The organism is Spiroplasma sp. DGKH1, assembly GCF_040940205.1.
In the GTDB taxonomy this organism is placed as follows: Bacteria; Bacillota_I; Bacilli_A; order Mycoplasmatales; family Mycoplasmataceae; genus Spiroplasma.
Genome location: NZ_JASTWG010000009.1, coordinates 12886 through 36586 on the forward strand (window position 1 = coordinate 12886; position 23701 = coordinate 36586).

General features: G+C 30.6%; 21 protein-coding genes. 5 read left to right on the forward strand and 16 right to left on the reverse strand.

Annotated elements, in window-relative coordinates; translation table 4 throughout:
- The first annotated feature begins 131 nt into the window (after positions 1-131).
- Positions 132-2156 (forward strand): TcdA/TcdB catalytic glycosyltransferase domain-containing protein, encoded by a 2025-nt coding sequence (locus QPK10_RS06470; protein ID WP_368487186.1) that lies wholly within the window; start codon positions 132-134, stop codon positions 2154-2156.
- 33 nt (positions 2157-2189) lie between these two features.
- On the opposite strand, the gene atpE is transcribed toward QPK10_RS06470, so the two are convergent.
- Together atpE and QPK10_RS06480 are read right to left on the reverse strand one after the other, a co-directional pair.
- Entirely contained in the window at positions 2190-2477 is a 288-nt protein-coding gene (gene atpE, locus QPK10_RS06475) for an ATP synthase F0 subunit C (RefSeq protein WP_047791728.1), read from the reverse strand.
- A 226-nt stretch (positions 2478-2703) separates the two neighbouring features.
- A complete protein-coding gene (locus tag QPK10_RS06480) occupies positions 2704-3879 on the reverse strand; it encodes a sodium:calcium antiporter (RefSeq protein ID WP_368487187.1) in 1176 nt (391 codons plus the stop codon).
- A gap of 202 nt (positions 3880-4081) precedes the next feature.
- Between QPK10_RS06480 and trpS the strand changes: the two genes are divergently transcribed.
- Positions 4082-5104 (forward strand): tryptophan--tRNA ligase, encoded by a 1023-nt coding sequence (gene trpS, locus QPK10_RS06485; RefSeq protein WP_368487188.1) that lies wholly within the window; start codon positions 4082-4084, stop codon positions 5102-5104.
- 47 nt (positions 5105-5151) lie between these two features.
- Here trpS and QPK10_RS06490 read toward each other — a convergent pair whose 3' ends face one another.
- The 3 genes from QPK10_RS06490 to QPK10_RS06500 are packed head-to-tail and all read right to left on the reverse strand — an operon-like array spanning position 5152 to position 8143.
- Entirely contained in the window at positions 5152-5814 is a 663-nt protein-coding gene (locus QPK10_RS06490; RefSeq protein ID WP_368487189.1) for a ribulose-phosphate 3-epimerase, read from the reverse strand.
- Complete coding sequence (locus QPK10_RS06495; protein ID WP_368487190.1) at positions 5804-7678, reverse strand: PTS sugar transporter subunit IIC; 1875 nt, start codon at positions 7676-7678, stop codon at positions 5804-5806. The genes QPK10_RS06490 and QPK10_RS06495 overlap by 11 nt, the downstream gene beginning before the upstream one ends.
- A 15-nt stretch (positions 7679-7693) precedes the next feature.
- Complete coding sequence (locus tag QPK10_RS06500) at positions 7694-8143, reverse strand: PTS sugar transporter subunit IIA (RefSeq protein ID WP_368487191.1); 450 nt, start codon at positions 8141-8143, stop codon at positions 7694-7696.
- A gap of 161 nt (positions 8144-8304) precedes the next feature.
- Between QPK10_RS06500 and QPK10_RS06505 the strand changes: the two genes are divergently transcribed.
- A complete protein-coding gene (locus QPK10_RS06505; protein ID WP_368487192.1) occupies positions 8305-9147 on the forward strand; it encodes a MurR/RpiR family transcriptional regulator in 843 nt (280 codons plus the stop codon).
- 47 nt (positions 9148-9194) lie between these two features.
- On the opposite strand, the gene QPK10_RS06510 is transcribed toward QPK10_RS06505, so the two are convergent.
- The 4 genes from QPK10_RS06510 to pta form a co-directional block, all read right to left on the reverse strand.
- Entirely contained in the window at positions 9195-10073 is an 879-nt protein-coding gene (locus tag QPK10_RS06510) for a lipoprotein (RefSeq protein ID WP_368487193.1), read from the reverse strand.
- A gap of 56 nt (positions 10074-10129) precedes the next feature.
- Positions 10130-10954, reverse strand: a complete 825-nt coding sequence (locus QPK10_RS06515; protein WP_368487194.1) for an aldo/keto reductase — start codon at positions 10952-10954, stop codon at positions 10130-10132.
- 70 nt (positions 10955-11024) lie between these two features.
- Positions 11025-12215 (reverse strand): acetate kinase, encoded by a 1191-nt coding sequence (locus QPK10_RS06520; protein WP_368487195.1) that lies wholly within the window; start codon positions 12213-12215, stop codon positions 11025-11027.
- Between the two features lie 18 nt (positions 12216-12233).
- Positions 12234-13205 (reverse strand): phosphate acetyltransferase, encoded by a 972-nt coding sequence (gene pta, locus QPK10_RS06525; RefSeq protein ID WP_368487197.1) that lies wholly within the window; start codon positions 13203-13205, stop codon positions 12234-12236.
- Between the two features lie 129 nt (positions 13206-13334).
- On the opposite strand from pta, the gene QPK10_RS06530 reads away from it, so the two are divergent.
- The gene (locus QPK10_RS06530; RefSeq protein ID WP_368487198.1) at positions 13335-14063 is read left to right on the forward strand and encodes an SDR family oxidoreductase; all 729 of its coding nucleotides are present in this window, start codon (positions 13335-13337) and stop codon (positions 14061-14063) included.
- Positions 14064-14080: 17 nt separating this feature from the next.
- On the opposite strand, the gene QPK10_RS06535 is transcribed toward QPK10_RS06530, so the two are convergent.
- The 5 genes from QPK10_RS06535 to QPK10_RS06555 are packed head-to-tail and all read right to left on the reverse strand — an operon-like array spanning position 14081 to position 21081.
- Positions 14081-14734, reverse strand: a complete 654-nt coding sequence (locus QPK10_RS06535; RefSeq protein WP_368487199.1) for a copper homeostasis protein CutC — start codon at positions 14732-14734, stop codon at positions 14081-14083.
- Positions 14735-17779 carry a DNA polymerase III subunit alpha gene (locus QPK10_RS06540; protein WP_368487200.1) on the reverse strand — a complete coding sequence of 1015 codons (3045 nt, stop codon included), beginning with the start codon at positions 17777-17779 and terminating at the stop codon, positions 14735-14737. It abuts the gene before it with no gap.
- Between the two features lie 14 nt (positions 17780-17793).
- Entirely contained in the window at positions 17794-18150 is a 357-nt protein-coding gene (locus QPK10_RS06545; protein WP_368487201.1) for a hypothetical protein, read from the reverse strand.
- Positions 18137-19336 (reverse strand): tRNA uracil 4-sulfurtransferase ThiI, encoded by a 1200-nt coding sequence (thiI, locus tag QPK10_RS06550; RefSeq protein ID WP_368487202.1) that lies wholly within the window; start codon positions 19334-19336, stop codon positions 18137-18139. Before thiI ends, QPK10_RS06545 begins: the two co-directional genes overlap by 14 nt.
- Positions 19337-19353: 17 nt before the next feature.
- Positions 19354-21081 carry a septation ring formation regulator EzrA gene (locus tag QPK10_RS06555; RefSeq protein WP_368487203.1) on the reverse strand — a complete coding sequence of 576 codons (1728 nt, stop codon included), beginning with the start codon at positions 21079-21081 and terminating at the stop codon, positions 19354-19356.
- A 298-nt stretch (positions 21082-21379) separates the two neighbouring features.
- On the opposite strand from QPK10_RS06555, the gene rpsD reads away from it, so the two are divergent.
- A complete protein-coding gene (gene rpsD, locus QPK10_RS06560; protein WP_368487204.1) occupies positions 21380-21994 on the forward strand; it encodes a 30S ribosomal protein S4 in 615 nt (204 codons plus the stop codon).
- A gap of 39 nt (positions 21995-22033) precedes the next feature.
- Here the strand turns inward: rpsD and nagB are convergent, their stop codons facing one another.
- Both nagB and QPK10_RS06570 read right to left on the reverse strand, forming a co-directional pair.
- Complete coding sequence (gene nagB / locus QPK10_RS06565) at positions 22034-22789, reverse strand: glucosamine-6-phosphate deaminase (protein ID WP_368487205.1); 756 nt, start codon at positions 22787-22789, stop codon at positions 22034-22036.
- Between the two features lie 81 nt (positions 22790-22870).
- Entirely contained in the window at positions 22871-23578 is a 708-nt protein-coding gene (locus tag QPK10_RS06570) for a hypothetical protein (RefSeq protein ID WP_368487206.1), read from the reverse strand.
- Between the last annotated feature and the right edge of the window lie 123 nt (positions 23579-23701).

The following is a 23701-nucleotide window of genomic DNA, read 5'->3' on the forward strand; positions in this document are numbered from 1 at the left end:
TATTTGTGAACATTTAAAATGTCAGAATTAATTATTAAATATAAAATTTATCATCATATTTTACAAAAATAACTTAATAATTAAATTTTATATTACTAAAATATTTTTTAATTTAAAAAGGAGAATACTTTATGTTAAATGATAAAGACCTTGAAAAAATTAAAAACTATTTTATGAACGATCCTAATCTAGCAAAATTTGCTCTCTTGTTTGAAAATTTTTTTAATGCTAACATCTCAAAAGCTGATCATCTTGATTATTTAAAAATTTTGCAATTTCTAGTTATTACCGCTGGGAGGGTCCAACCTGAGACCCAACAACTTTTTGCAGAACTAGAAAAATTAAGTACAGAAAGAATATCACTAAGCCCATCAGAAAAAAATATTCATTTTATCTGGTTTGGACCCCTAACCGCTGAACAAACAAGTTATATAAAAATTTGGACTTATCTAAACCCTGACTATAACATTATGTTATGAACAGATCCTAATAGTTGTTTACTAAATGTTTTTAAAAAACATTTAATTGAATTTGCAAATAATAATCCTATTAAAATTATTTTGCTCCAAAATGAATTTTATAATAACTATTATTTAAAGAATCCCGAAAAATCATTTAATCAACTAGCAATCCAATTTTTATTAGATAAAAAAATAATTGATAACCCAGCCACATTAAATGAAATAATTGTTAATAATGAAAAAGAATTATCTCTCTTAGTAGGTGAACTTAATCTAATTCATTCCCAAGAAGAAGAATATATTAAAGATATCAGTGCTTCAGGTTTAAAATTTATGGAAATTGAAACTTTACAAGGCTTTTTTAAAGATATGTATCTCCGCCAACTACCCTCAGTTCTTTCTGATCGTTTACGATACAACCTTCTTAAAGAATTTGGTGGTTTTTATGTTGACATTGATACAATGCCACAAATTAATTGACCTTTAATTATTGAAAAATTAGAACAACAAACTTTTGATGAAGAATTTGAAAAATATAAAGAGGCAATTATTATTCAAATCAAATTTTGTACTGGTTCAAAAATGGCCCGGCCAATGCAAGAAAAGAAAAAAATGACAACAGCCAAAATAACTAGTGCCCAAGAACCTGTTTTAAAAAAATTTGATATTGAAAATGCCCCCTATCTTATCACGCACATCATTTTAAATGAATTTTTAAACTTTTCATATCACCAAACAAAATTAAATTTTACCTTAGGAGAAAACATCATTAGAATTGAATTACAAAAGATTATTAATGAAATCAAAGCCAGTGGATGAGAAAATTTACTGCTACCCCTTAATAATTACTCTTTTAATAGTCCTTTTGGCTTTCAACTTTCAAATATTCAAGGAAAGCAAGATGGATTTTTAGTTGCCAAGCAAAATAATCCAATTAGTTTAGAAATGGTCAATTCAGTGTTGATGATTGACCGGACAGTCAAAGATTTGGGAGCAGATTTCATTGATGTTGATGAAAAAACTTTAGTTGAAAAATACGAAAGTATATGAGAAAACGATAATTTGTTAGCAAATTGAAGATTTGATACTTTATTCTATGAAATTGCTACTTTAACACGAATTTATGCAGGACAAGGTGTTAATAATGCAATTCATAATAGTATTCATAAATTATTATTTGCTTTGAATGAAGAAGATGTTGCAACTAAACAAGAAGGTTCTTTAATCAAAAACATATGAGATAATTTTTGAATATGTTATGGTTCACAAATGATGATGCTACGCGAAAAGATTTTTCAAACTAACGTAGCAACAACTTGTACGATTCCCCAACTAAGTTCAGCATGGAATGTTAAAAAACTTCCCAAAGATTCACGAAAAAATTTAACTGCAAAATTAAAAAAATTACAACAAAAAAATTTAACCACCACAAAAGTTCTCAAAATTTTAACTGAAGCTCCCGAAAATCAAGAATTGCCCGCTACAGAAATAGAGGCAAGTTTATATAAAGCCAGTCTTAAAAATGAACACCAGCAAATCTTAAATAGTAGCCCTTATGATCTAAGTAATTTTCATAAAATAATTCGCGTGTGAAATTATGCCCAACGCAAAGAATATTTTGCCAAAAGAAAGGCGGCTTATGAGCAACAACGACAAACTGTAACTAACCACCATGGTGATGATTTTAACCGTTAAAAAAAGATAGATTTTCATAATCTATCTTTTTTATTAGGCAACAACAAACGCTAAGATAATCGCAATAACTAAAGCATAAATAGCTCCTGATTCAGTAATGGCATTCCCAATAATGAATAAGGTTCTAACTTGGTCCCCAGCTTCTGGGTTCCGGGCAATACCTTCAACTGCTTTCCCCCCAGTATAACCTTGTCCAATTCCGGCCCCAGCACAACCAATAGCCGCCATTCCAGCTCCAATATAACTTAAGTTACCCTTGATTTCAACATTAACACCTGTTGCTCAAAACACCGCTAAGCAATTACTTACTAGTTCTAACACAATAATAACCTCTCACTTCTACAATTAAAGTTTTTAATTGTTAAAAATAAACAACGATTCTTATCTTCCTTTAACAATCAAAAAAATTAATTATTTTTATTCTAATGCTTCTAAATGTAGTAATAATTTCTACATTTACGGGTATTATAACATTAAAAAAATAATAAGTTAATAAAAATTTCATAAAAAACCTTAAATTTTTTAAGGAATTTACTAATTAATGGTATTAGGGTAACGGCGTAATTGCCGCAATTACCGTTAGGTTGACTGCCCAAATACTAATAAAAATTAAAATAATAATTAAATTTAAAAAGATATATATTTTTCGGTGGCGAACAACCTGACGTTGAATAGTTAAGCGCGTTAAAACAATTAAGACAAACTGCATTAAAGTTAACATAAAGTACTGTAAATAATCTTGATCATGTGAAATAATATGGTTTAAAACACCGTCCCCTTGAAAAGCAATATCACCAAAAAAGTTAATAACATTATTATATAAAATTGAACCAACTAACCCCCCAAAGGCAATGTTATTTTTTCCCATTTTTAGCAGCGTAAAAGTTGAAATTGTTTCTGGCATGTTGGTTACAAACGATAGTAACAATCCACCGGCCGAAGTTTCGGGAATATGATAAGTATGGGGTACCACGCCCATAATTAATGATAAGCAAAATGAAAAACTGACTAACACAACAATGGCAACAATAAAGAAAATTAATAATTGTTTTATTGTTAAATGATTTTTTAATTCTTTTTCGGTGGTTTCATCTTCTTCATCATACTGGGCAATTAAGTTTTTATCATAGGTAACTGGTTCTTTTTTATTTTGTCGTAAAAAGAAAAAGATTGTTAAAATATAAGATAGCGCAAATAGTAATAAGACTCATGAGATATTAATTCCCGGAATGGTATAAGCTAAAAAACGAAGGGCGTTTAAACTTTCTACCGTAAAATGCTGAGGAATAAAAGTTAAAAATAATATGCAAGAGAAACTTAACCCAATCATTAATAAAATACGATTTCATTTATTTACCCGAATAAAGGACTGACGACGAATAAAAATCAAACTAATAAGTGCAAATAAAAATAGATAGTACGAATTTCCCCCAATTGTATTGGCAAAAGATTGCTGAGGAAATCCAGACGCTCCCATTGTCAAGGCAATTGTTGTTTCGGGTAACGAAGTAACGGTTGCTAAAATTAAGGCTCCCGCCACTGATTGTTTAATTTTTTTTCGGGCTGTTCAGGCTACTAGATATTCGGACATGTATTTGGAAGCAAAAATAACCCCCACCGCAAAAAATAAAAACGGAATTCAGAGCACTGCTTGGGCTACTTTTCCCTCATATAAATGCATCGCTTTAAATATATCAATATTTCAAGTAAGCAATTTTCCCATAGTTCTAAATACTTTCTATTTTTTCTAATTAATATTAATTATAATATAGATTAACCAAAAAAAGAAATCTTTATCTAAAATAAAAATATTAACTGAGAAAAAATCCCAAAAATAAAGGAAAAAAATCAAACTTTGAGTTATAATTGATAATTATTTAATGATATGATTAAATAACAAATAAAAAAATAAAGGAGGACACATCATGAATAATGAAAAACCAACAATCTTATCCGGAATCACCGCGACTGGAAAATTAACCTTGGGAAATTATATTGGCGCAATGAAAAATTTTATTGAACTACAAAAAGATAATAACTTAATTATTTTTGTGGCTAATTTACATGCAATTACAATTCCGATTGACCAAGAAGAATTACGCGCCAATACAAAAACAATGGTTGCTTTATACTATGCTTGTGGATTAGATCCCGAGAAATCAATTATTTTTATCCAATCAGATGTTTTAGAACATACCCAGTTAGGACACATCTTATTATGTAACACTACAATTGGGGAACTTTCACGGATGACTCAGTTTAAGGATAAATCAGTAAAAATGAAAGCGGAAAACGGCACAGAATACATTCCAACTGGATTATTGACTTATCCCGCGTTAATGGCTGCTGATATTCTATTATACGATGCTGATTTAGTGCCAGTAGGAAAAGATCAAAAACAACATATTGAGTTAACAAGAAACATTGCGGAACGAATGAACAATAAATATAACCCTAACTTATTTAAAATTCCCGATGATTTTATTCCCGAAGTAGGTAGCAAAATTATGGACTTACAAGATCCAAGCAAAAAAATGAGTAAATCAAGTAATAATCCAAAATCATACATTGGGATGCTTGATACACCCGAAGAAATTAGAAAAAAAATTAAAAGTGCTGTTACCGACTCAGAAGGTGTTATTCGTTATGATGTTGAAAATAAACCGGGGGTTAGTAATTTACTAACAATCTATGCCGCTTTGAAAAACATTACCATTGAACAAGCAGTTAGTGAACTCCAAAATTTCGACTACGGAGCATTTAAAGAAGCAGTGGCAACGGAAATTATTAAAACTTTACAACCGATTCAAGAAAAATACCATGCCATTATGAACAGTGATCAAATTGATGAATTAATCACCACCGGAGCTAATAAAGCGCGTACCATTGCTGCAAAAAAATTAACCCAAGTAAAAAACAGTGTTGGCTTAAATTACAAACGAAAATAAAAATAACATAATTTATAAAAAGTACTAACAAAATGTTAGTACTTTTTTTAATTAAGCACGGCAATTTTTTGCATTACTGCTTGATAGTCATCACTACTAAATAATAATGAACCAACGACAATTAAATCAAGACCGGTTGTAATTAACCGCGCAAGATTTTCTCACCGTACCCCCCCATCAATTTGAAAGAAAAGATGGGGATACTCAGCTTGGAAAGTTTTAATCTGGGCTAACTTTGTCCAAGTTGAGTTGTCAAAACTTTGCCCCGTAAAACCTGGTTTAATACTCATAAAAGTAATTAAATCAATATCCTTTAAAAAAGGTTTGATATCATTAATCTCATCAGGTAAATCAAGAGCAATTCCTACCTTTAAATTATAACTTTTAATTTCCTTAATTAAGGCTGTGAGTTCTGCTGATGAGTTAACACTTTGCAAATGGAAAGTTAAATAATCACCCTTGGTAAATAATTTAACTTTATTTAGTAAATCATTAGCCATCACATGAACATCAATTGTTAAACTCGGAAACATTGCTTTAATATCGGTGAGTTCTTTTGGTCCTAAGGCATAATTTTGTACAAAATGGCCATCCATTACATCAAAATGAATTCAAGTAATCCCCGCCGCCATTAATTTTTCAATCTCTGTTTTTAAATCAGCGGTATTAGCACAATAAATTGATGGTGTAATTTGATAATTATGTTTCATTATCTTGAAAAAACGCTTGCAGTTTCCCTTTTAATTCATTTTTATCTAATAAATTATCTAGCACCAATTTATTGGTAAATTTAATTGAATCTTTTAAATCATTCCCACAAACAACAGCTAATATTTTGTTATCATTGGCATCAAAGGAATTGACATTGGTATGACTAACTTCAATATTTTTAATTTTTAATTCATCAACTACGGACTTGATATTCATTTCAATCAATAAAGAAGAACCTAACCCTTGGCCACAAACAGCAATTAATTTATTTTTTGCCCCCGCTATTAATCTAGGACTAACAGGTAGTTCCAAATTAGGTTGTTCTTCATTATTGTTTGATTCTGTTAGTTCTAAAGTTGCTAATTGAGGATTTTTATTTAATAGTTTTTTAACCCCATTAATAATCGGGAACACTAGTCATCCTACACAAGCAATCACTGGTAATAACCACTGAGCAGTTGGATGACTAACCGCTTGGCCAATGGCGGCAAATGGTAAGCCCCATAAGAAGTCACTATCTCCTCAAGTTAACATGTTTAAACTACCATCACTATTATGTAAGGTATGCATATAACTTAACCCAAAGAATAAGAACGGAATAAAGGTAATTAATAGTCCATTTAGAAATGCTCCTAAAATTGCCCCAATAATTCCCCCGCGGGCATTGCCAAAGACACCAGCCGTTGCTCCGACAAAGAAGTGCGGCACAATACTAGGGATAATAATTGCTCACCCAATTTTGCTAGGATCTTGACCACCAATACTATGAACAATTGCAATGGTAATCACCATCCCAATAATTCCCCCAACAAATGAAGAAATAAAACCAATTAGAACAGCATTGGGAGCATAGGGAAAGACCGTTGGACAATCTAACGCTGGTTTAGCATTGGGGACAACTTTATCTGAAATTCCTTTGAAAGAAGGAACAATTTCCGCGATAAACATACGAACCCCAATTAATAAGACTTCTACTCCGGCCGCAAAGGTAAAGGCTTGTAACATTCCTTGTACAAAAACATCATCACCGCTACTAATAATATTTTTAGCTACTAAGGCATCATAACCTTTAACCCCTCACGCGGTGAAATAAATTACTAGGTATAAAACAAACATTGTAATTGCAATTGCAATATTCGTATTTCTTAAAAAACTTAGTCCTTTGGGGAAATTAATATCTTCAGTGGATTTAATTGTTTTGCGACTTAGTTTCGCCACAACTATTCCAATCCATGCGGCAAATAAATATGATAATGATCCAGTATGACCAACCGCAAGAGTATTAGATTTTGTAATTTTAACAACATGCGAATTTAAGAGCGCTGGTGAAATAATCATCCATAATGACATTAATAACGCCCCAGTTACGATGATAATTGGTAAATCTTCATCCAGATTTAAGCCAGCAATATTTAAAACTCCCGCTCACATCACTGACATATAAAATAAAACATGGCCAGTCAAATAAATGTATTTATAAGCAGTAATCCTTGCTAATAAAATATTTAGAGCCATTGCACAAATCATAATTAATGATCCGGCTAACACAATCCGAGGAATTTGGCTTAAAAAAATTCCTGGCATCACATCATTGTTTGAAATTGCCCCGTTAATTCCAAATAATAAATTAAAGGCATTTCCTAATTTTCCAACCGCACCGGCTAAAATTCCAGCACCCCCACCAATAATTAAAAATCCAATTGTCGTTTTGATGGTGGCTGAAATTGTTTCAGTAAATTTTTTGCGTTGCAATAAACAACCGACGAGGGCAAACAACCCAATTAAAATTGCGGGAGTTCCAATAAATTGTTTAAAAAAGTTTAAGACAAATTCCCCCGTTGTCTGGGTTAACAATAATTCCATTTTTTTCTTCCTCCTCTATTTATCATATTTCTTAATAATTTTGACCAGTTCTTTTTGCGAAGAACAATTTTTTAACTCTTGCAAAAATTGTTGGTTAGTAAAAAGCGTGGCAACTGCTTGTAACAATCCCATGTGGCTATTACCATCCACAGCTGCTAAAGCTAAACAAAAATTAACATGATATTTTGGTTCATCTTTAAAAATGATGGGGTTTTTAAAATAAGTAAAACTAATTCCGGTTTTTAATATTGCCGGATCAACATTAATATGCAGTAGTGCTAACTGCGGAGCAATTACATAATACGGTCCAAGTTCATCAGTAATTTTAATAACTTTCGTTGGAAAGTCTGGAGTAACATAACCATGGTTGATTAGTAATTGTGAGCCCAAATGGACTCCTGTTTGTCAATCACTAACCGGTTGGTCAGTATAATTAATTAATTTTTTATTAAATAATTTCATCATCTATCTCGCCTTTCTAAGCTATATTGTTTAATATGCTACCTTAATTGTAATTTGATAAAAAATTGTTTCAATTTTAGGAGGATAATTTGTAAATTTTACCAACTAATGTAAATTTTATGTAAATTTTATAGTAAACTCTTATATTAGAGGGGGAGAGGACAATGATTCCGATTATAATATTAAGTTCTTATGACCTGACTTATTCGGAAGAACATATCGCAAAAGAAATTAACAAAAATCCAAATTATTTTATTAAAAATTCAATTACAACCATTAGTCAAGAACTGGGGGTGGCAACATCAACGATTTCGCGGTTAGCAAAAAAACTCGGTTACAAAACTTTTAAAGAGTTTAAATTATTTATTTATGAAAAAAATAAGCAAATTAAAAATAACTTTAGTATTGAAAACGGGGGAAAACTACCAAAGTTGATCCAAAAAATTAAGAATTTTAATATGTATTCAATTTTTGAAACAATTAATAACCTTGATCCCGCTGAACTCAATAGTGTTATTCATTGCATTCTTAAATCAAAACGAATCTTTATTTATGGGGTTGGTTCGGGAGGCATGGTGGCCAGTGAAATGAACAATAATCTGCGAAGACTCGGATTAAATTCGCATACTTCCCAAGATTTTCATGGCCAAATCTTATTTTTAAATTCTTTTAAAGAAAATGAATTATTTATCTTATTTTCAACATCCGGATTAACCCGGGAAATTATTGAACTCATTAAAATTGCCCAGCATAACAACTGCCAAACTTTATTAATTACAGCGCGCCAAGATTTAGGCAAAACACTACAACCAAACTTTGTGCTATATTATTATGTGCATTATGATGAATCAGCTTATTTTCCCATTATTTCCAGTAAAATTTCTCAACTAATTATTAGTGATATCCTTGTTAGTATGTTAATTGAAAAATTACCCGATAAACAGGAAGAAATTGAAAATGGTAAACATTTAATTGTTAATTGAAACCGAACTGGTTCGATTTTTTAATAAATATTTGGAATTAAAAAACCTATCATTACTGATAGGTTTTTTAGTTAAACAATTAAATATTTTGATCGTAAAGTTCACTTAAATTCCCCAATTTTATTCGTAAAAATAACTTCCATCACATCACTATAATTAGGAATCGATGTGAATAAATTACTAAAAGTAAGGGTTAATTTTCCACGGACTAAATACTGAAAAAAATCATCAATATTTTTAATTGCTGTAATATTACTTAAATGAACAGGCGCTAATGCTCCGGGATTATTATAAACATCACTGAGCCATGTTTTTAAAACATCATCATTGGAACTATTTTGTTTAATCTTTAAGTACTTTTGGGTTTCTAAAATATTAACAAAATAATCATTTAAATCTTTGTTAATTTCTCAGTTCCAAAAATCATCACTATTTAAATTAATTGTCTTGTAATACAAAGTAATGGTTGATGTTTCTCCAGCAAGGTTAATTTGTGGGATTGTCACCTGTCCACTACTATAAGTATAATTAGTACTATTTTTTAGCAGCGGGAATAATTGCATAAAACTAGCAATCTGTGATAAAGAAGGTAGTTTATCTTTCCTTGGTGCTAAATAGATCTTAAATAAAACATTGCTATTAATATCAAAGTTATCGACCTTAGTAGAATTATCATATTGGAGATTGACAGTTGGGAATAAGCTATGAAATTCATTGATACCATTAAACATTGAAAAAATTGAATCATCCCCCGTAGTATGGTGGGCTAGATAGTCACCTTCTGCAACTTCGACTAAATGATAACCTGTTAAAAACTGGTTAATATCGGGGGTTAAACTATTATCCTCATTTGGTAAATAGGTTTGGGCGCCCCGTTGACAACTAACTAGATAAAAACTAGGGGTTGCTACTAACGAAATGGCAGTAATTACTGCTAAAATTTTTTTCATTCTAAATAATCAGTCCTTTTGTTGATGGTGAGATTAATAATAATCTCAGAAATAACTTAAAAATCAAAATTATTAGGATCTGGTCCCAGGCGTTGTTCTGGGATAGTAAATAAACTATACATATCACTATCATCTAACCAAAAATTATCTAATTGCGCATTGGAAATAATCCGTTCTTCATGACTTGATTTTGGTAAGACCACAATTTCTTGTTGAATTGCTCATTTTAAGCACACTTGCCCAACATTTTTATTATGTTTTTTAGCAATTTCAACAATAACTGGAACTTCACTAGCTTTACCTTGCATCATTGTGCTTCATGATTCCACGACAATTTGGTGACTACGACAGTATGCTAATACTTCACTATTATTTAGTCCCGGGTGCAGTTCAATTTGGTTAACCATTGGTTTTACTTTACAATGTTGTAATAGTTCTTCTAAATGACTAACTTCAAAGTTACTTACCCCAATCGCTTTTAATTTACCAGCTTGATATTGTTCTTCTAATGCCCGGTAACATTCTAAGCGTTTGGGGGTTGGTCAATGAATTAAGCATAGATCTAAATAATCAAGTTGTAAACGTTCTAATATTTCGTCAACTTGTTTCAACGCCTTTTCATAATCATGGTCACTATTTCAAATTTTGCTAGTGATAAAAATTTCTGCGCGGGGAACCCCACTATCTTTAATTGCTTTCCCAATGATAACTTCGTTGCCATAATATTGGGCGGTATCTAAATGACGATAACCATTTTTTAACGCGGTTAATACCGCCTGATAGGTTTCTTGTTCATCAGTTAATTTATATGTTCCTAACCCAATAATTGGAATTTGGGTTCCATTATTTAATTTTAATTTTTGTTCTAATACTTTTGGCATGGAGGATACCTCACTTTCTTATCCATTTATATTTTAACTTAAAATAAAAAATAATCACTTTTAAAAGTGATTATTTTTGTGTTAAGTGGTAAGTATCTTCACAAATCATAATTTCTTCGTTTGTCCGGATGGCATAAACAGGAACTGTCGCATTGGCTCCCGAAATTAAGTTTTCTGAGTCATAACCTTGTTCATTGTGTTCTTTAACTAAGTCAAAGTTAATTAACTTAACTTCATTGGCAACTAAATTACGCATTACCGCGGAATTTTCGCCAATCCCCGCGGTGAACACAATCGCATCGGCGTTTCCTCCTAGTTCATTTAAATATGCCACAATATATTTTGCAATTCTTTTAGCACTCATTTTTAAAGCTAGTTTGCTACGAGGATTACTTTCCGCACTTCCAACCACATCGCGTAAATCAGAAGAAACTCCTGAAATTCCTAATAATCCAGATTTTTTATTTAAGGTATTGGTAATAGCAGCAATATCTTCGCCAGTTTGGCTGGCAATATAACTTGGAATTGAAGGGTCAATATCACCACTCCGAGTTCCCATAATTAATCCTTCTAAGGGTGTAATTCCCATTGAAGTATTATAACTTTGGCCATTTTTAACAGCACAAATACTTGCCCCGTTTCCTAAGTGACAAATAATGGCATTGACTTTATCACTTGGTTTATTTAAAATTGTTGCCAATCTTTTTGTAATGTAGCGATATGAAATTCCATGGAATCCATAGCGACGAACTTGGTAGTCAGTATATCATTCATATGGTCCTGAATATAAATAATTTTCAACTGGCATGGTGGTATGGAATGAAGTATCAAACACTGCCACATTGGGAACATTTGCAATTTTTCGGAACGCTTCGATTGCTGAAATTGCGGGTGGATTATGTAAGGGTGCTAAAATAACCATTTTTTTAATTTCCGCAAAAACTTCATCGCTAATAACCGTTGATTGCGTAAATTTTTCACCCCCGTGCACAATTCGGTGTCCAATTCCGGTAATATCAGAAAAATCCTTAATAATTCCATGTTCTTCTAATTTATTAATTAATACTTTTGCTGTTGCTTCATGGTCTTTTAAATCTTCTTTGGTTTCAAATTCTTGACCATTAAATTTAATTGTAAAAACCCCGTCTAAATAAATTCGTTCGGCTAAACCTTTACAAATAACTTCGTAATTATTCTCCCCGTTTACTTTATATAATTGAAATTTCATTGAACTACTTCCAGCATTGATCACTAATATCATTTTTTTCTTTTTCCTTTCTTATTTTTGACTGCAAACATATGAATACGCAGTCACTAACACCGTGTTATAAATATCATCAGCAGTTGCTCCCCGTGACAAGTCATTCACTGGTTTATCCAACCCAATAATAATTGGTCCAACTGCTTTAAAGCCCCCCATTCGTTGGGCAATTTTATAGCCAATGTTTCCCGCATCTAGGTTAGGAAACACAAAAATATCAGCTCGTGATTTAATTGGTGAAGTTGGTGCTTTTTTCTTTCTTATTTCATCATCTCACGCCGCATCAAATTGAAATTCACCGTCAACTAAGCAGTCAATGTTACGGCTCCGAATAATTTCATAAGCAGTTCGCACTTTATCAACTGAATCACCAGCTCCTGATCCTTTTGTTGAATACGATAATAAGGCCATTTTAGGATCTTTAAAATCAAAAATTTGGGATGCTTCATATCCTAAATGCGCAATGTCAGCTAATTCTTCGGCACTTGGATTAATATTTAAAGCACAATCCGTAAAAATATAACGTTCTGTATTACGAACCATTAAAAAAAATGAAGAAACTAAACTCACATTTGCCTTGGGACGGATAATTTGTAAAGCCGGGCGAATAATATCTTTTGTATCATAAGAAATTCCACCAACCATTCCGTCAGCTTTCCCCATTTTTACTCAAATTGTTGCAAAATAATTACGTTGTTTTACTAATCTAGTTGCTTCGGCAATTGAAGTTTTCCCTTTTCTAATTTCTACTAAGAAGTTTGCTAACTCATCAGTATTTTGTTCTTCAATTACAAGAATTTCAGCACCTTTGTCCAGTAAGGTTTGTGGAACTTCATCCCGTCTTTGAAAGACAAGAACCGGTGTAATTTTTGTATTTTGGAACTTTGGTACTACTTCCTGAATCCGCTCGGAAGCTCCTTCAGGAAAAATAATTCGAACATTTTTTTGATATTTTTCAATGTTCTGCATTATTAACTCTAGCACATTCATTTTTCTACCTCTTTTCTGTATTTTTACAATAATAATTATATTACTAAATGAATATATTCGTTAAATTTATTAACATTTTTAAAAAATTATATTTGGTGCTATGATAATTTTAGAAAAGAGGTAATAAAAATGTCACAACATAAACCACTAATTGCAATTACCGGGGCCTCAGCTGGCATTGGAAAAGCTTGTGCCCAGTTATTTAATAAATTAGGATTTCCGTTATTATTAATGGCCCGTCGAGTTGAATTATTAGAAGAATTAAAATTAACAAATACAATTTGTGCGAAAGTTGATGTTTGTAACTACGAAGAAATTAAGGAAGCAATTGAATTGGCAGAAAAGAAATATGGACCAGTGGACTTATTAATTAATAACGCCGGAATTATGCCCCTTGATAAATTAGTTAACTTAGACTTATTAACCCAGCACCAAATGGTTGATATTAATGTCAAAGGAGTTTTAAATGGAATTCATGCCGTGTTAAAAGAAATGCTAACAAGAAAGCATGGCACAATTATTAATGTTTCATCAGTAGCTGGTCGCTACACATCAGAAACAAGAAGTGTTTACAATGCGACAAAGTTTGGGGTGCATGCTCTAAGTGAAAGTTTGCGAAAAGAAACTGCTGGCCATAATGTGCGGGTTATTATCTTTGCTCCGGGGATTGTTAATACTGAACTCTTAAAATCAGTTAAAAACTCCACAATTCTTGAAGAATACCAAAAAGTTAAGGATACTATTAACCAGGGATTAACAAGCAGCGAAGCTGCCGAGTTAATTGCTTATGCCTATAATTTGCCCCAACATATTTGTTTAAAAGAAATTTTAGTTTCTCATACCGACCAAAAAATATAAAAAGATTTAAATAAGTTCTACTTAATTTGTAGTAACTTATTTAAATCAATTTTTTTTGCTCAGGACTGATCAACTCGCACCGCACTTCCAATATGAATAGCATCACAGTGTTTACTAATCGTTTGGTAATTGTCCAAATTAACACCACTTCCCGCTTGAATTTCTACCCCATAACCGCGGAGTTGATCAAACACTGCGAGGTTATCAATAATTTTTGTTAGTCCCCCCTGGGTTAAAACAGTCCTAATGTTTAACTGGTGTAATTCCTGAATTGCTTTTTGTTTATCAATAATTTCATCAAAAGCCCGGTGAAAAGTTACTTTTAATGGGTTTGCTAAAGCAACTAGTTCTTGCATGTGGGGCAGATCAACTTCTTGATTAGGAGTAATAATTCCCACCACAATTCCATCCGCTTGGGTTGTTTTAATATATTCAATATCTTTTTTAATTTGTTCAAATTCTTCGGGATGGTAGTAAAAATCAGCATCCTGGTGGCGGGTAATTACCCGAATTGGAATTTTGCTAATTGCACAACTTTCTTTAATAACATCATAATTGGGAGTATAACCCCCATGTTCTAAAGCAGCACATAATTCAATTCGACTCACATTCTGGGCTTGGTTAATAACTTTAACATCATCAACACTTGTTGCAATAACTTCTAAAAACATTTATTTATCCTCCGTAGTAATTAACTTAATTCGGTTCATAATTCCGTTTATTTTATCTTGGTAACTACCTAACTTAATATTTAATAAAATTACATTGTTAGGTTTAAGCAAAGCAGCATATTGTTGATATTGGTTAGCAAAAACAGTAATACTAATTGCCCCGCTTTCATCATAACAATCAACAAAAGCCATTTTTTTATTATTCTTATCAAAAATTTCTTTTACCCGCTTGATAATTACTAAAATATTGGTTGTTCCTTGCGACATTTTTAAATCACTAATTAATGTAGTTTTTTGCTCATATCCTTCTAAAGTCCGAATATATTTGAGGGGATGATTAGATAAGTAGAAACCTAAAAACTCATATTCTTTTTTAATATTATTAATAACATCATCCTCAAAAATAACAATTTCTGGTTTTTCAGCAAGATGAAGATCAACAATTAATTGCTCATTATTTTCCGAAACTTTAATTACTTCAACATAATTAGCCAGTAAATTATAATTATTAAATAATGTTGTCCGGTTAAAATTAAGACCATCTAAGGCACCAGCATAGCATAACGCTTCGTAGGTTTTTTTATTTAATCCTTTTTTATATAACCGAATAAAAATATCATATAAATCTTGAAACTCCCCGTGAGTATTATATTCTTGGGCAATTTTATTATAAAAAGCGTAGCCAATTTGTTTAATTACTAATAATGGTAAGCAAATTTGATTATCTCTGGTCACATATGTACTGAGCGGTAAATTAATTGAAGGTGGTAAAATCCCTAAATTATTTTTTCTGGCTAATTGGATGTAATCCGCGGTTTTATTTTCATCCCCAATTACATTTGTTAATAAGCTGGCCAAAAATTGCGATGGATAATTGGCTTTTAAATAAGCCATTTGATATCCTAAAAGCGAATAAGCAACCGCATGACTACGGTTAAAACCATAAGCAGCAAATTTATAAATTAAATTTCAAATATCATTGGCATTTTCAGGAGTGTAGTGGTTTTGCACCGCATTATTTAGAAACTCTGTTTTTAACTCATTCATATAACTTGATTCTTTTTTTCCCATCGCGCGACGTAAAATATCCGCTTTGGCTAGCGAAAAATTAGCAACTTTTTGGGCAATTAACATTACCTGCTCTTGGTAAACAATAATCCCATAGGTTGGGGCTAAGATATCTTTTAACCGTTCATCAAGATAAGAAAATTTTACATGGTGATTTTTTCGTTGAATATACAAGGGAATATTATCTTGGGGTCCCGGACGATATAACGAGGAGGTTGCCACAATATCTTCTAACTTATCTGGTTGCATTTCAATTAAAACCTTGGTCATCCCCGGTGATTCTAACTGAAAAATTCCCTTTGTATCACCTGCGGATAGTAATTTAAAAGTTTTACTATCATTCAGGGGAATTTTCTGTAAGTTAATTTTTACCTTTGTTTCTTGATAAATATTATCAATTACATTATGTAAAATGGTTAAATTACGTAAACCTAATAAGTCCATTTTTAATAACCCTAATTCTTCTAAATAATTCATTGAATATTGGGTTTGGTAAATGCCATTATAACCTTCCCGAATGGGGACAACAGTTGCTAATGGTTTTTGTGATAACACTACTCCTGCAGCATGGGTTCCGGTTTGGCGGGGTAGACCCACAATTTTGGGGAGATATAAAAAGATTTGGGGATATTTTTTACTATAAAAATCAAGCACATTATTATTGGTAAAAGCATTTATAAAGTTATAGTTATCTTCAAGGCGAACAGCCTTACTCATTTTGTCGGCTTCTTCTAAACTAATGCCAAACACCCGGCAAACATCCCGTAAGGCCATCTTCATCCCGATGGTTTGAAAGGTAACAATATGAGCAATATGCTGCTGGCCATATTTTTCAAATAAATATTCGACTACTGCTTCTCGTTTATCATCTTGAAAATCAATATCAATATCGGGCATTCCTTGACGCTCTGGGTTTAAAAAACGTTCAAAAATTAAATTTTCTTGGACCGGATCAATTGTAGTAATATCTAATAAATAACTGACCAAACTACCAGCCGCGCTCCCACGGCCCGGACCAACATAAATATTATTCTTTTTGGCAAAATTAACATAATCTCAGACAATTAAAAAATAATCATTAAAATCCATTTGGTCAATAATATCTAATTCATATTTTAACCGCACTAAATATTTATTATCAACTTGGGTTCCTAATTTATATTCCATTCCCTTTTTACAAACTCCTCGCAAAAAATCACGACTAGCAACATTCTCGGGGGTTGGGTACTTTAATAAATTATCATGAATGTTTTGATGTTTTAAATCATAAACTTCAATATTACTAATAAAAGCACTAATATTATCTAAATATTGTTCATATTCTGGGCTATAATTATCAAACGCAAAAGTATCTTTAACTGCGCTTTCTTTAAATAAAATTTGTTTTTTAATAGCATTAATAATTTTATAAGCATTAAAATCAGAGTTATCAAAATAAAGAACTTTGTTATTTCAAATAATTTTATCATTAGGAACTAATTCTTTAAAAAAAGATAATAACATTAAATTGTTATTATTAAGACCTAAATATAAATTATCGGGGTTATTAACGGTTGTTAATAGTTTTTGGTAAAAAACAACATCATAATTAGCTTCTTCAAAATTAATAATAATTTTTAAATGATCACTAATAAGTGGTAACAACGCTGAAAAATCAATAACATTATCTTTTTCATTAGTAGTCATAATTCAAGAAGAAATTTTAACAAGGTTAAAATAACCCGTTTGGTTAATCGCAAATAAATTTAAATTATATTTTTGATTATTAAAATAAGTATAAAAATTTAAACCAAGCACGGGGGTAATGTTATGCTGACGGCATTTTTCATGAAACTCATAGACACCATACATATTATTATCACAAATCGCTAAGGCTGATAAACTATTTGTCTGCCCATAGGCCAGATAATTATCAATTGCAATTAACGATGATAATAAACTATAATTTGTTCGAACATTTAAATGCATTTTGCCCATGGTGATTTTCCTTTCTACAATTTAATTACAATAATGATAATCATAATCACAACTAAAATTGCTAAAATTGCAAACATTAAATATTTAAAAATTTGGGGTTTCTTTTTTGTATTAACTGATTTTAATAACTCCTCTTCAAGATCAATAACATTGTCATCATAAAAATTTGTTTTCCCCATGTCAACAACTTTAATATCTTCATCTTTTAAATCTTTGATAATTGAAAACTCTTCATCAATCATCATTGTTTCTTCTAATAAATTAGTTTTTGTTTCTTCAGGAATTTTAGTTTTATTGCGGGCTAATAACTTTAAATTAGCTGTCCGCTCCTTATTTTTTTGGGTTTTTTTTGGAAATTTAACTTTTTTCATAATTTTCACCATCACTACCAATTGTGTATGTAACAATACTTTTCTCTATTATAACATTAAGAATGTCTTCTCACATTAAATCTTTTTCTTGCTCTTCGGCAACTGCTAGTTTTGGTTTGGTAATTGGGTTTTTAGGTACAAACAAACTACAACAATCTTCAAAAGGTAAAATTGAAGTTTCGTAAGTATCAATGTCTTTGGCAATCTTAATAATTTCGTTCTTATCAAAACAAATTACTGGTCGTAAAACAGATAAGTTTGAAACAGCATTAATGGTATTAATACTTTCAATTGTTTGCGAAGCAACTTGTCCTAATGATTCACCGGTAATAATTGCTTGACAATGATATTGCCGTGCTAAAATATTAGCGATTCGGTAAAACATTCGGCGCATAATGGTAATGCGATAGCTAGGTTCTGGAATATGCATTAGTTCATGCTGTAACATTGAAAAATTAACAACATGTAAGCGTTGGGTTTGGTTATTGGCATACGGTGTTAATTTTTGCACAAGCGTTTTTACTTTGGCAAGAGCTTCTTCGGAAGTATGGGGTGGAGTTGCAAAATGTAAATATTCCACACTCATTCCCCGCTTCATTGTTAAAAAGGCTGCCACGGGAGAGTCAATTCCTCCTGAAAGCATTACTAAACCTTTTCCAGAAATCCCCACTGGTAACCCTCCAAGCGCTGTAATTCGGTTAATAAAGACATAACTAAAATATTTCCGGACTTCAATATCAATTTGCATTTCGGGATGGTGAACATCCACTTTAACTGTTGTATTTTTTAAAATCATTGGGGCCAACATTTGTTTTAATTCAGTGGAAGTTACTTGGTAAGTTTTATCATTACGACGAACTTCTAATTTAAATGTTTGAGGCTGATAATAATTAATAAAAGCAATTGCTTGTTCAGCCATATCAATTGGTTGACGACTTACTTTTTTGGCTAATGACATTGAAGAAAAACCAAAAATTTTTTGTAAAATCGCAACAATGGCACTACTAGAACTTGGATTTAATAGTTCAATAAATAAGCGATCAAATTCTTTTTTTATTAAAAAGTCTTCTTTAAATTGGTGCAGTTTTTTCTTTACGTTATTTACTAATAAATTAGTGAAATCAGTACGGTTTTTTCCTTTAGTTGTTAATTCTCCATAACGGATTAATATGACATCAAAATTCATCTGGTTGTTGCTTCCCCCTATTTATTTTTTTTATTATTTTTAACATCAAATAATAATTTAATTGTTAAATACAAAGTTGATTCATAATCATGGTTTTTATAAGCTAACTGGGCATTTTTAATTTGCTTTTCGGCACTCTGGTTTGTTAAAATCAGTTTCTGTGAATAAACAAGGGCCTCTTGTGCTAAGAGATCTAATAAAATATCATTTTTAATTTTTTCAAATAATTTTAAAACATCTTTTTTCAATTTATTTAATTTAACACTAACATCTTTTACTTCAAATTCTTTGTTAATATCAAACGGAATTTTTTTAATCCGCTCTAAACTAGCGCGGTATTCACTAATAATTTTCTGGTACTTATTTAGTAAATTTTTATATTGTAACTGGTTTAGACGAACTTCCGCTTGTAATAAAACAACTTCTAACAAATGGATTGTGCGGCGAATTTCGGTTTCAACAAAATTTCTTTTTTCAATAATTTTAACAACTTCTTCTAAGGCATTTTGGGTTTCAACAGCATTTTCCAGTAACCTAATTAATTCATTATTGAAAAAAACATAATCCCGACTATTCTTATTAATTTCTAATAATAATTTATTAGTATCATGGGATAATTGCTTAACTTTTCCCATCGCATCGCGATGAACACTTTCTTCTTGCTCGGTTAAAACCGAAGAAGAACGCAACGCTTCAATCTGCTTAGAAATAATGGTAAAACTTCGTTCAATTTTATTAATATAATCCATCACAATTTTATAATATTTTTTAAAACAAGAAATAATCTTTTTTTGTTGCTCAATTGTGGTATCAAATTCACTAATCATATTAATAATTTCAATTGTTTTCTTGGTTGCTTTTTTGTATTGTAAATTATCAATATACCGAAAAACTAACGACTTGTCATTATCAACATTTGCTGCTAATTCATCAAAAGTAAATTTTAATAAATCCCGATTATTTTCATCCTTATTAAAGAATAAATACTTATCTTTTAGTACTGATAGTCGGTTCGGTACGACTTTCGTTAGTAAGGTAATAATTTGGGGAATATTATCTAAAATTTCAACAAAAATAGTCAGTGATGTGGTAATGTTACTTAATATTTGGCTGGTTTTTTCAAAATCCCCACTGGTTAAATATTCTTCAAATTCATCAAACATTAAGGCAATTGATTTTTCAAAGTCATTAATTTTTTTCTCATCTAAGGCAACATTCATTTTTAATTTTTCAACTTCGGCAATTAAAGCATTAAACATTACCTTATGGGATAAAATATAATCACGTTGTAAAAGCTCAATTTGTAACTGTTCATTAATTTCAGTTAATAATTTCCGAGCCTCTTGTTCTAATATTACTAGCTCATTATATAAAGGTTTCATTTTCGCCGATGATAATTGCTTACGATTTTTAAGGGCATATAACTTTCGAAATACTTCAAAACAACTAATTAATTTTTTTTCATAAATTATTTCATATTTTGTTCTTCATACCACTAAGTCTTTCGCAAATTTATTACTATGCTGGGCAATTTCCGAAACACGAAAAATTTTATGTTTTAAGGGTAGTCGTTTCAAAACATCAAACTTAGTTAAAATTTTAATTTCAATTTTTTTAAAACGTTGTTTGCTAATTCAGACCCCTAAAAAATAGCAAAAAATTAAAAAACATAAAATAAAAATAATAAAAAATGTTAATTCTACTGAGTTATGAATAATTGTTTGAATCAATGATAGACTAACCATCCGTTTCGCTCCCTTAAAAATAACCTTACACTTGAATTATAGCATTCAAAAAAAATAATACATAAAAAAGATTAAATTCTTGAATAAAGGTTAAGAATATTATACAATATCTTAGACAACATTTAGAAACAGCAAATAAACATGTTTAATCAATAGTCTATATTAGTGAACGTAATTATTTTATTAATATAATAAAGTAACCTTAGCTGTTAAGGCGAAGTTTATATATACTATCTTAAATAGAGTTTATTAATGATCTTTTTGTATGTCAAACTTTGATATATAGGAGGTTTTTTTAATGTCACGTTACACTGGTAGCAAGTTTAAAAAATCACGTCGATATGGATTTAGTATTCTAGAAAACGATAAAGAGTTTTCAAAAGGGAAAAAAAGAGCATATGCTCCGGGCCAACATGGTCAACGAAGAACAAAATTATCAAACTACGGAGTGCAATTACAAGAAAAACAAAAAGTTAGATATATGTATGGTTTAACTGAACGTCAATTCCGCAATACTTATACAAAAGCAAAAAAAATGAAAGGTATTACGGGGACTAACTTCTTAATTATGTTAGAATCACGCCTTGATAACTTAGTTTTCCGCATGGGCTTAGCACAAACTAGAAATGGTGCTCGTCAATTAGTAAACCATGCTCATATTTTAGTAAATGGTAAAAAAGTTGACATCCCATCATACATTTGTAAACCGGGCGATGGAATTAGCCTAAAAGAATCAATGCAAAAAAATCCAAAAGTATTAGAAAGTTTACAAGCTCAAATTAATACTTTAGAATTTGTTAAATTTGATAAAGCAAAATTTTCTGGAACTTATGTTCGTTTCCCTGAACGTGAAGAATTAAATGCTAATATTAATGATGCGTTAATTGTTGAATGATACAACCGTTTGGTATAATTTCAACAAAAAAAATATCAACAACTGTTGATATTTTTTTTATTTATTTTCATTAAGAGTAATTCCACTTGTTCGTAAAAGTCCAGCGGCTGCTTTATCAACAACCACAGTGACATCATTATGCATTTGTAAACTAGTACATGGTCATTCGTTTGAAATTTCACCTTCAATTAATTGTTTAATTGCTTGGGCTTTCCCAGGACCATCGGCAATTAAAATAATTTTTTTAGCATTTAAAATTGATTTAATTCCCATTGAGACCGCTTGTTTTGGAACCTGGTCAATTGAGTCAAAAAAGCGTGCATTTGCTTCAATTGTTGATTTAACTAAGTCAACAACCCTTGTTAGCGAATTAAAATCAGCTGGTGGTTCATTAAATCCGACATGGCCATTAGTTCCAACTCCTAATAGTTGAATATCAATCCCACCGGCTTTTTTAATCATTTCATCATATTGGTTGGCAAAAGCAACATAATCACCAGTTCCTTGGGGAACATGGGTGTTTTCTTTTTTAATATTAATATGATTAAATAATTTTTCATTCATAAAATAACGGTAACTTTGGGGATGGGTTGGTTCTAACCCAATATATTCATCTAAGTTAAAAGCAACAACATTACTTCAATCGGTATGATTTTGTTGATAATCATTAATCAGATATTGATAAGTTGTTTCTGGTGAACTACCAGTCGCAAACCCTAACACAATCTTGGGGTTTGCTTGAACTGCATTCACAAACATTTTTCCGACTACTTTTCCAATTTCATTTTTATTTTCTACAACAATTAGTTTCATATTCATCCTCCCACATCTCTTAACTTAATAATTATAAAACTTTTCTGACAATAATAAAACAAAATTTTCAATCTTGTTAGTTTATTTAAAATTAAAAAAACTAATATTTTCTGGAAGTTTATAAATATCAAAGACCACTTTTTTCTTACCCAATGCCCGGTATAATAAAGCTAAAATTACCATATTATTTTGTTCACGAATTAAATAATCCGTGTTTTTAACAGTAATTTTAACTCCGACATCGACATACTCAACTTTTTTAATATCGGGTAAGGGAAAAGAAAAGGTTTTCGGTGTTTCTTGATTATCAATAATTCCATCTAAAATTACTCGTTTATTCGTAATCAGCAAAACACCCTTACAAACAAAACTAATTTTATTATCCTTATCTAGTTTATGTAGATTAACATCATTATTTTTAAAATGACATTTTTCCTTTGGTTCTAAATCAAAATATATTGGTAAGATTTTTAATGGTCTTCATAAGGTAAAATTAACTTCTTCAACATTATAAATAAATTCTTGCTCTTTACTATTTAATTCAAGATCTAATTTCTTAACATATTTGTAAAATTTATGGATAAAATCTTGAGTATAAGCAAAATTTTTTAAAATTCAACGTTTAAAAATTCAGTATTTAAAATTAATAAAATTATTTTTTCCCATTAATTTTTCATAGCGATAAATTAAAAACTTTGGTTTATATTTTAAATTATCTTCATTTAAAACATATTTTCATTCTTCGCGTTTATAATAAAATAATAAATCTTTTGTAAATCTTGTAAACATATGATCACCTTAAAATAATTATATAATGAAAAAATAGTAAGTTAACTTGAATATCTAAAATAAAATAGACACGTAAAAAATAAGTTTATGTGTAATAATTTTATTGAAAGGTATTCTTTTTAT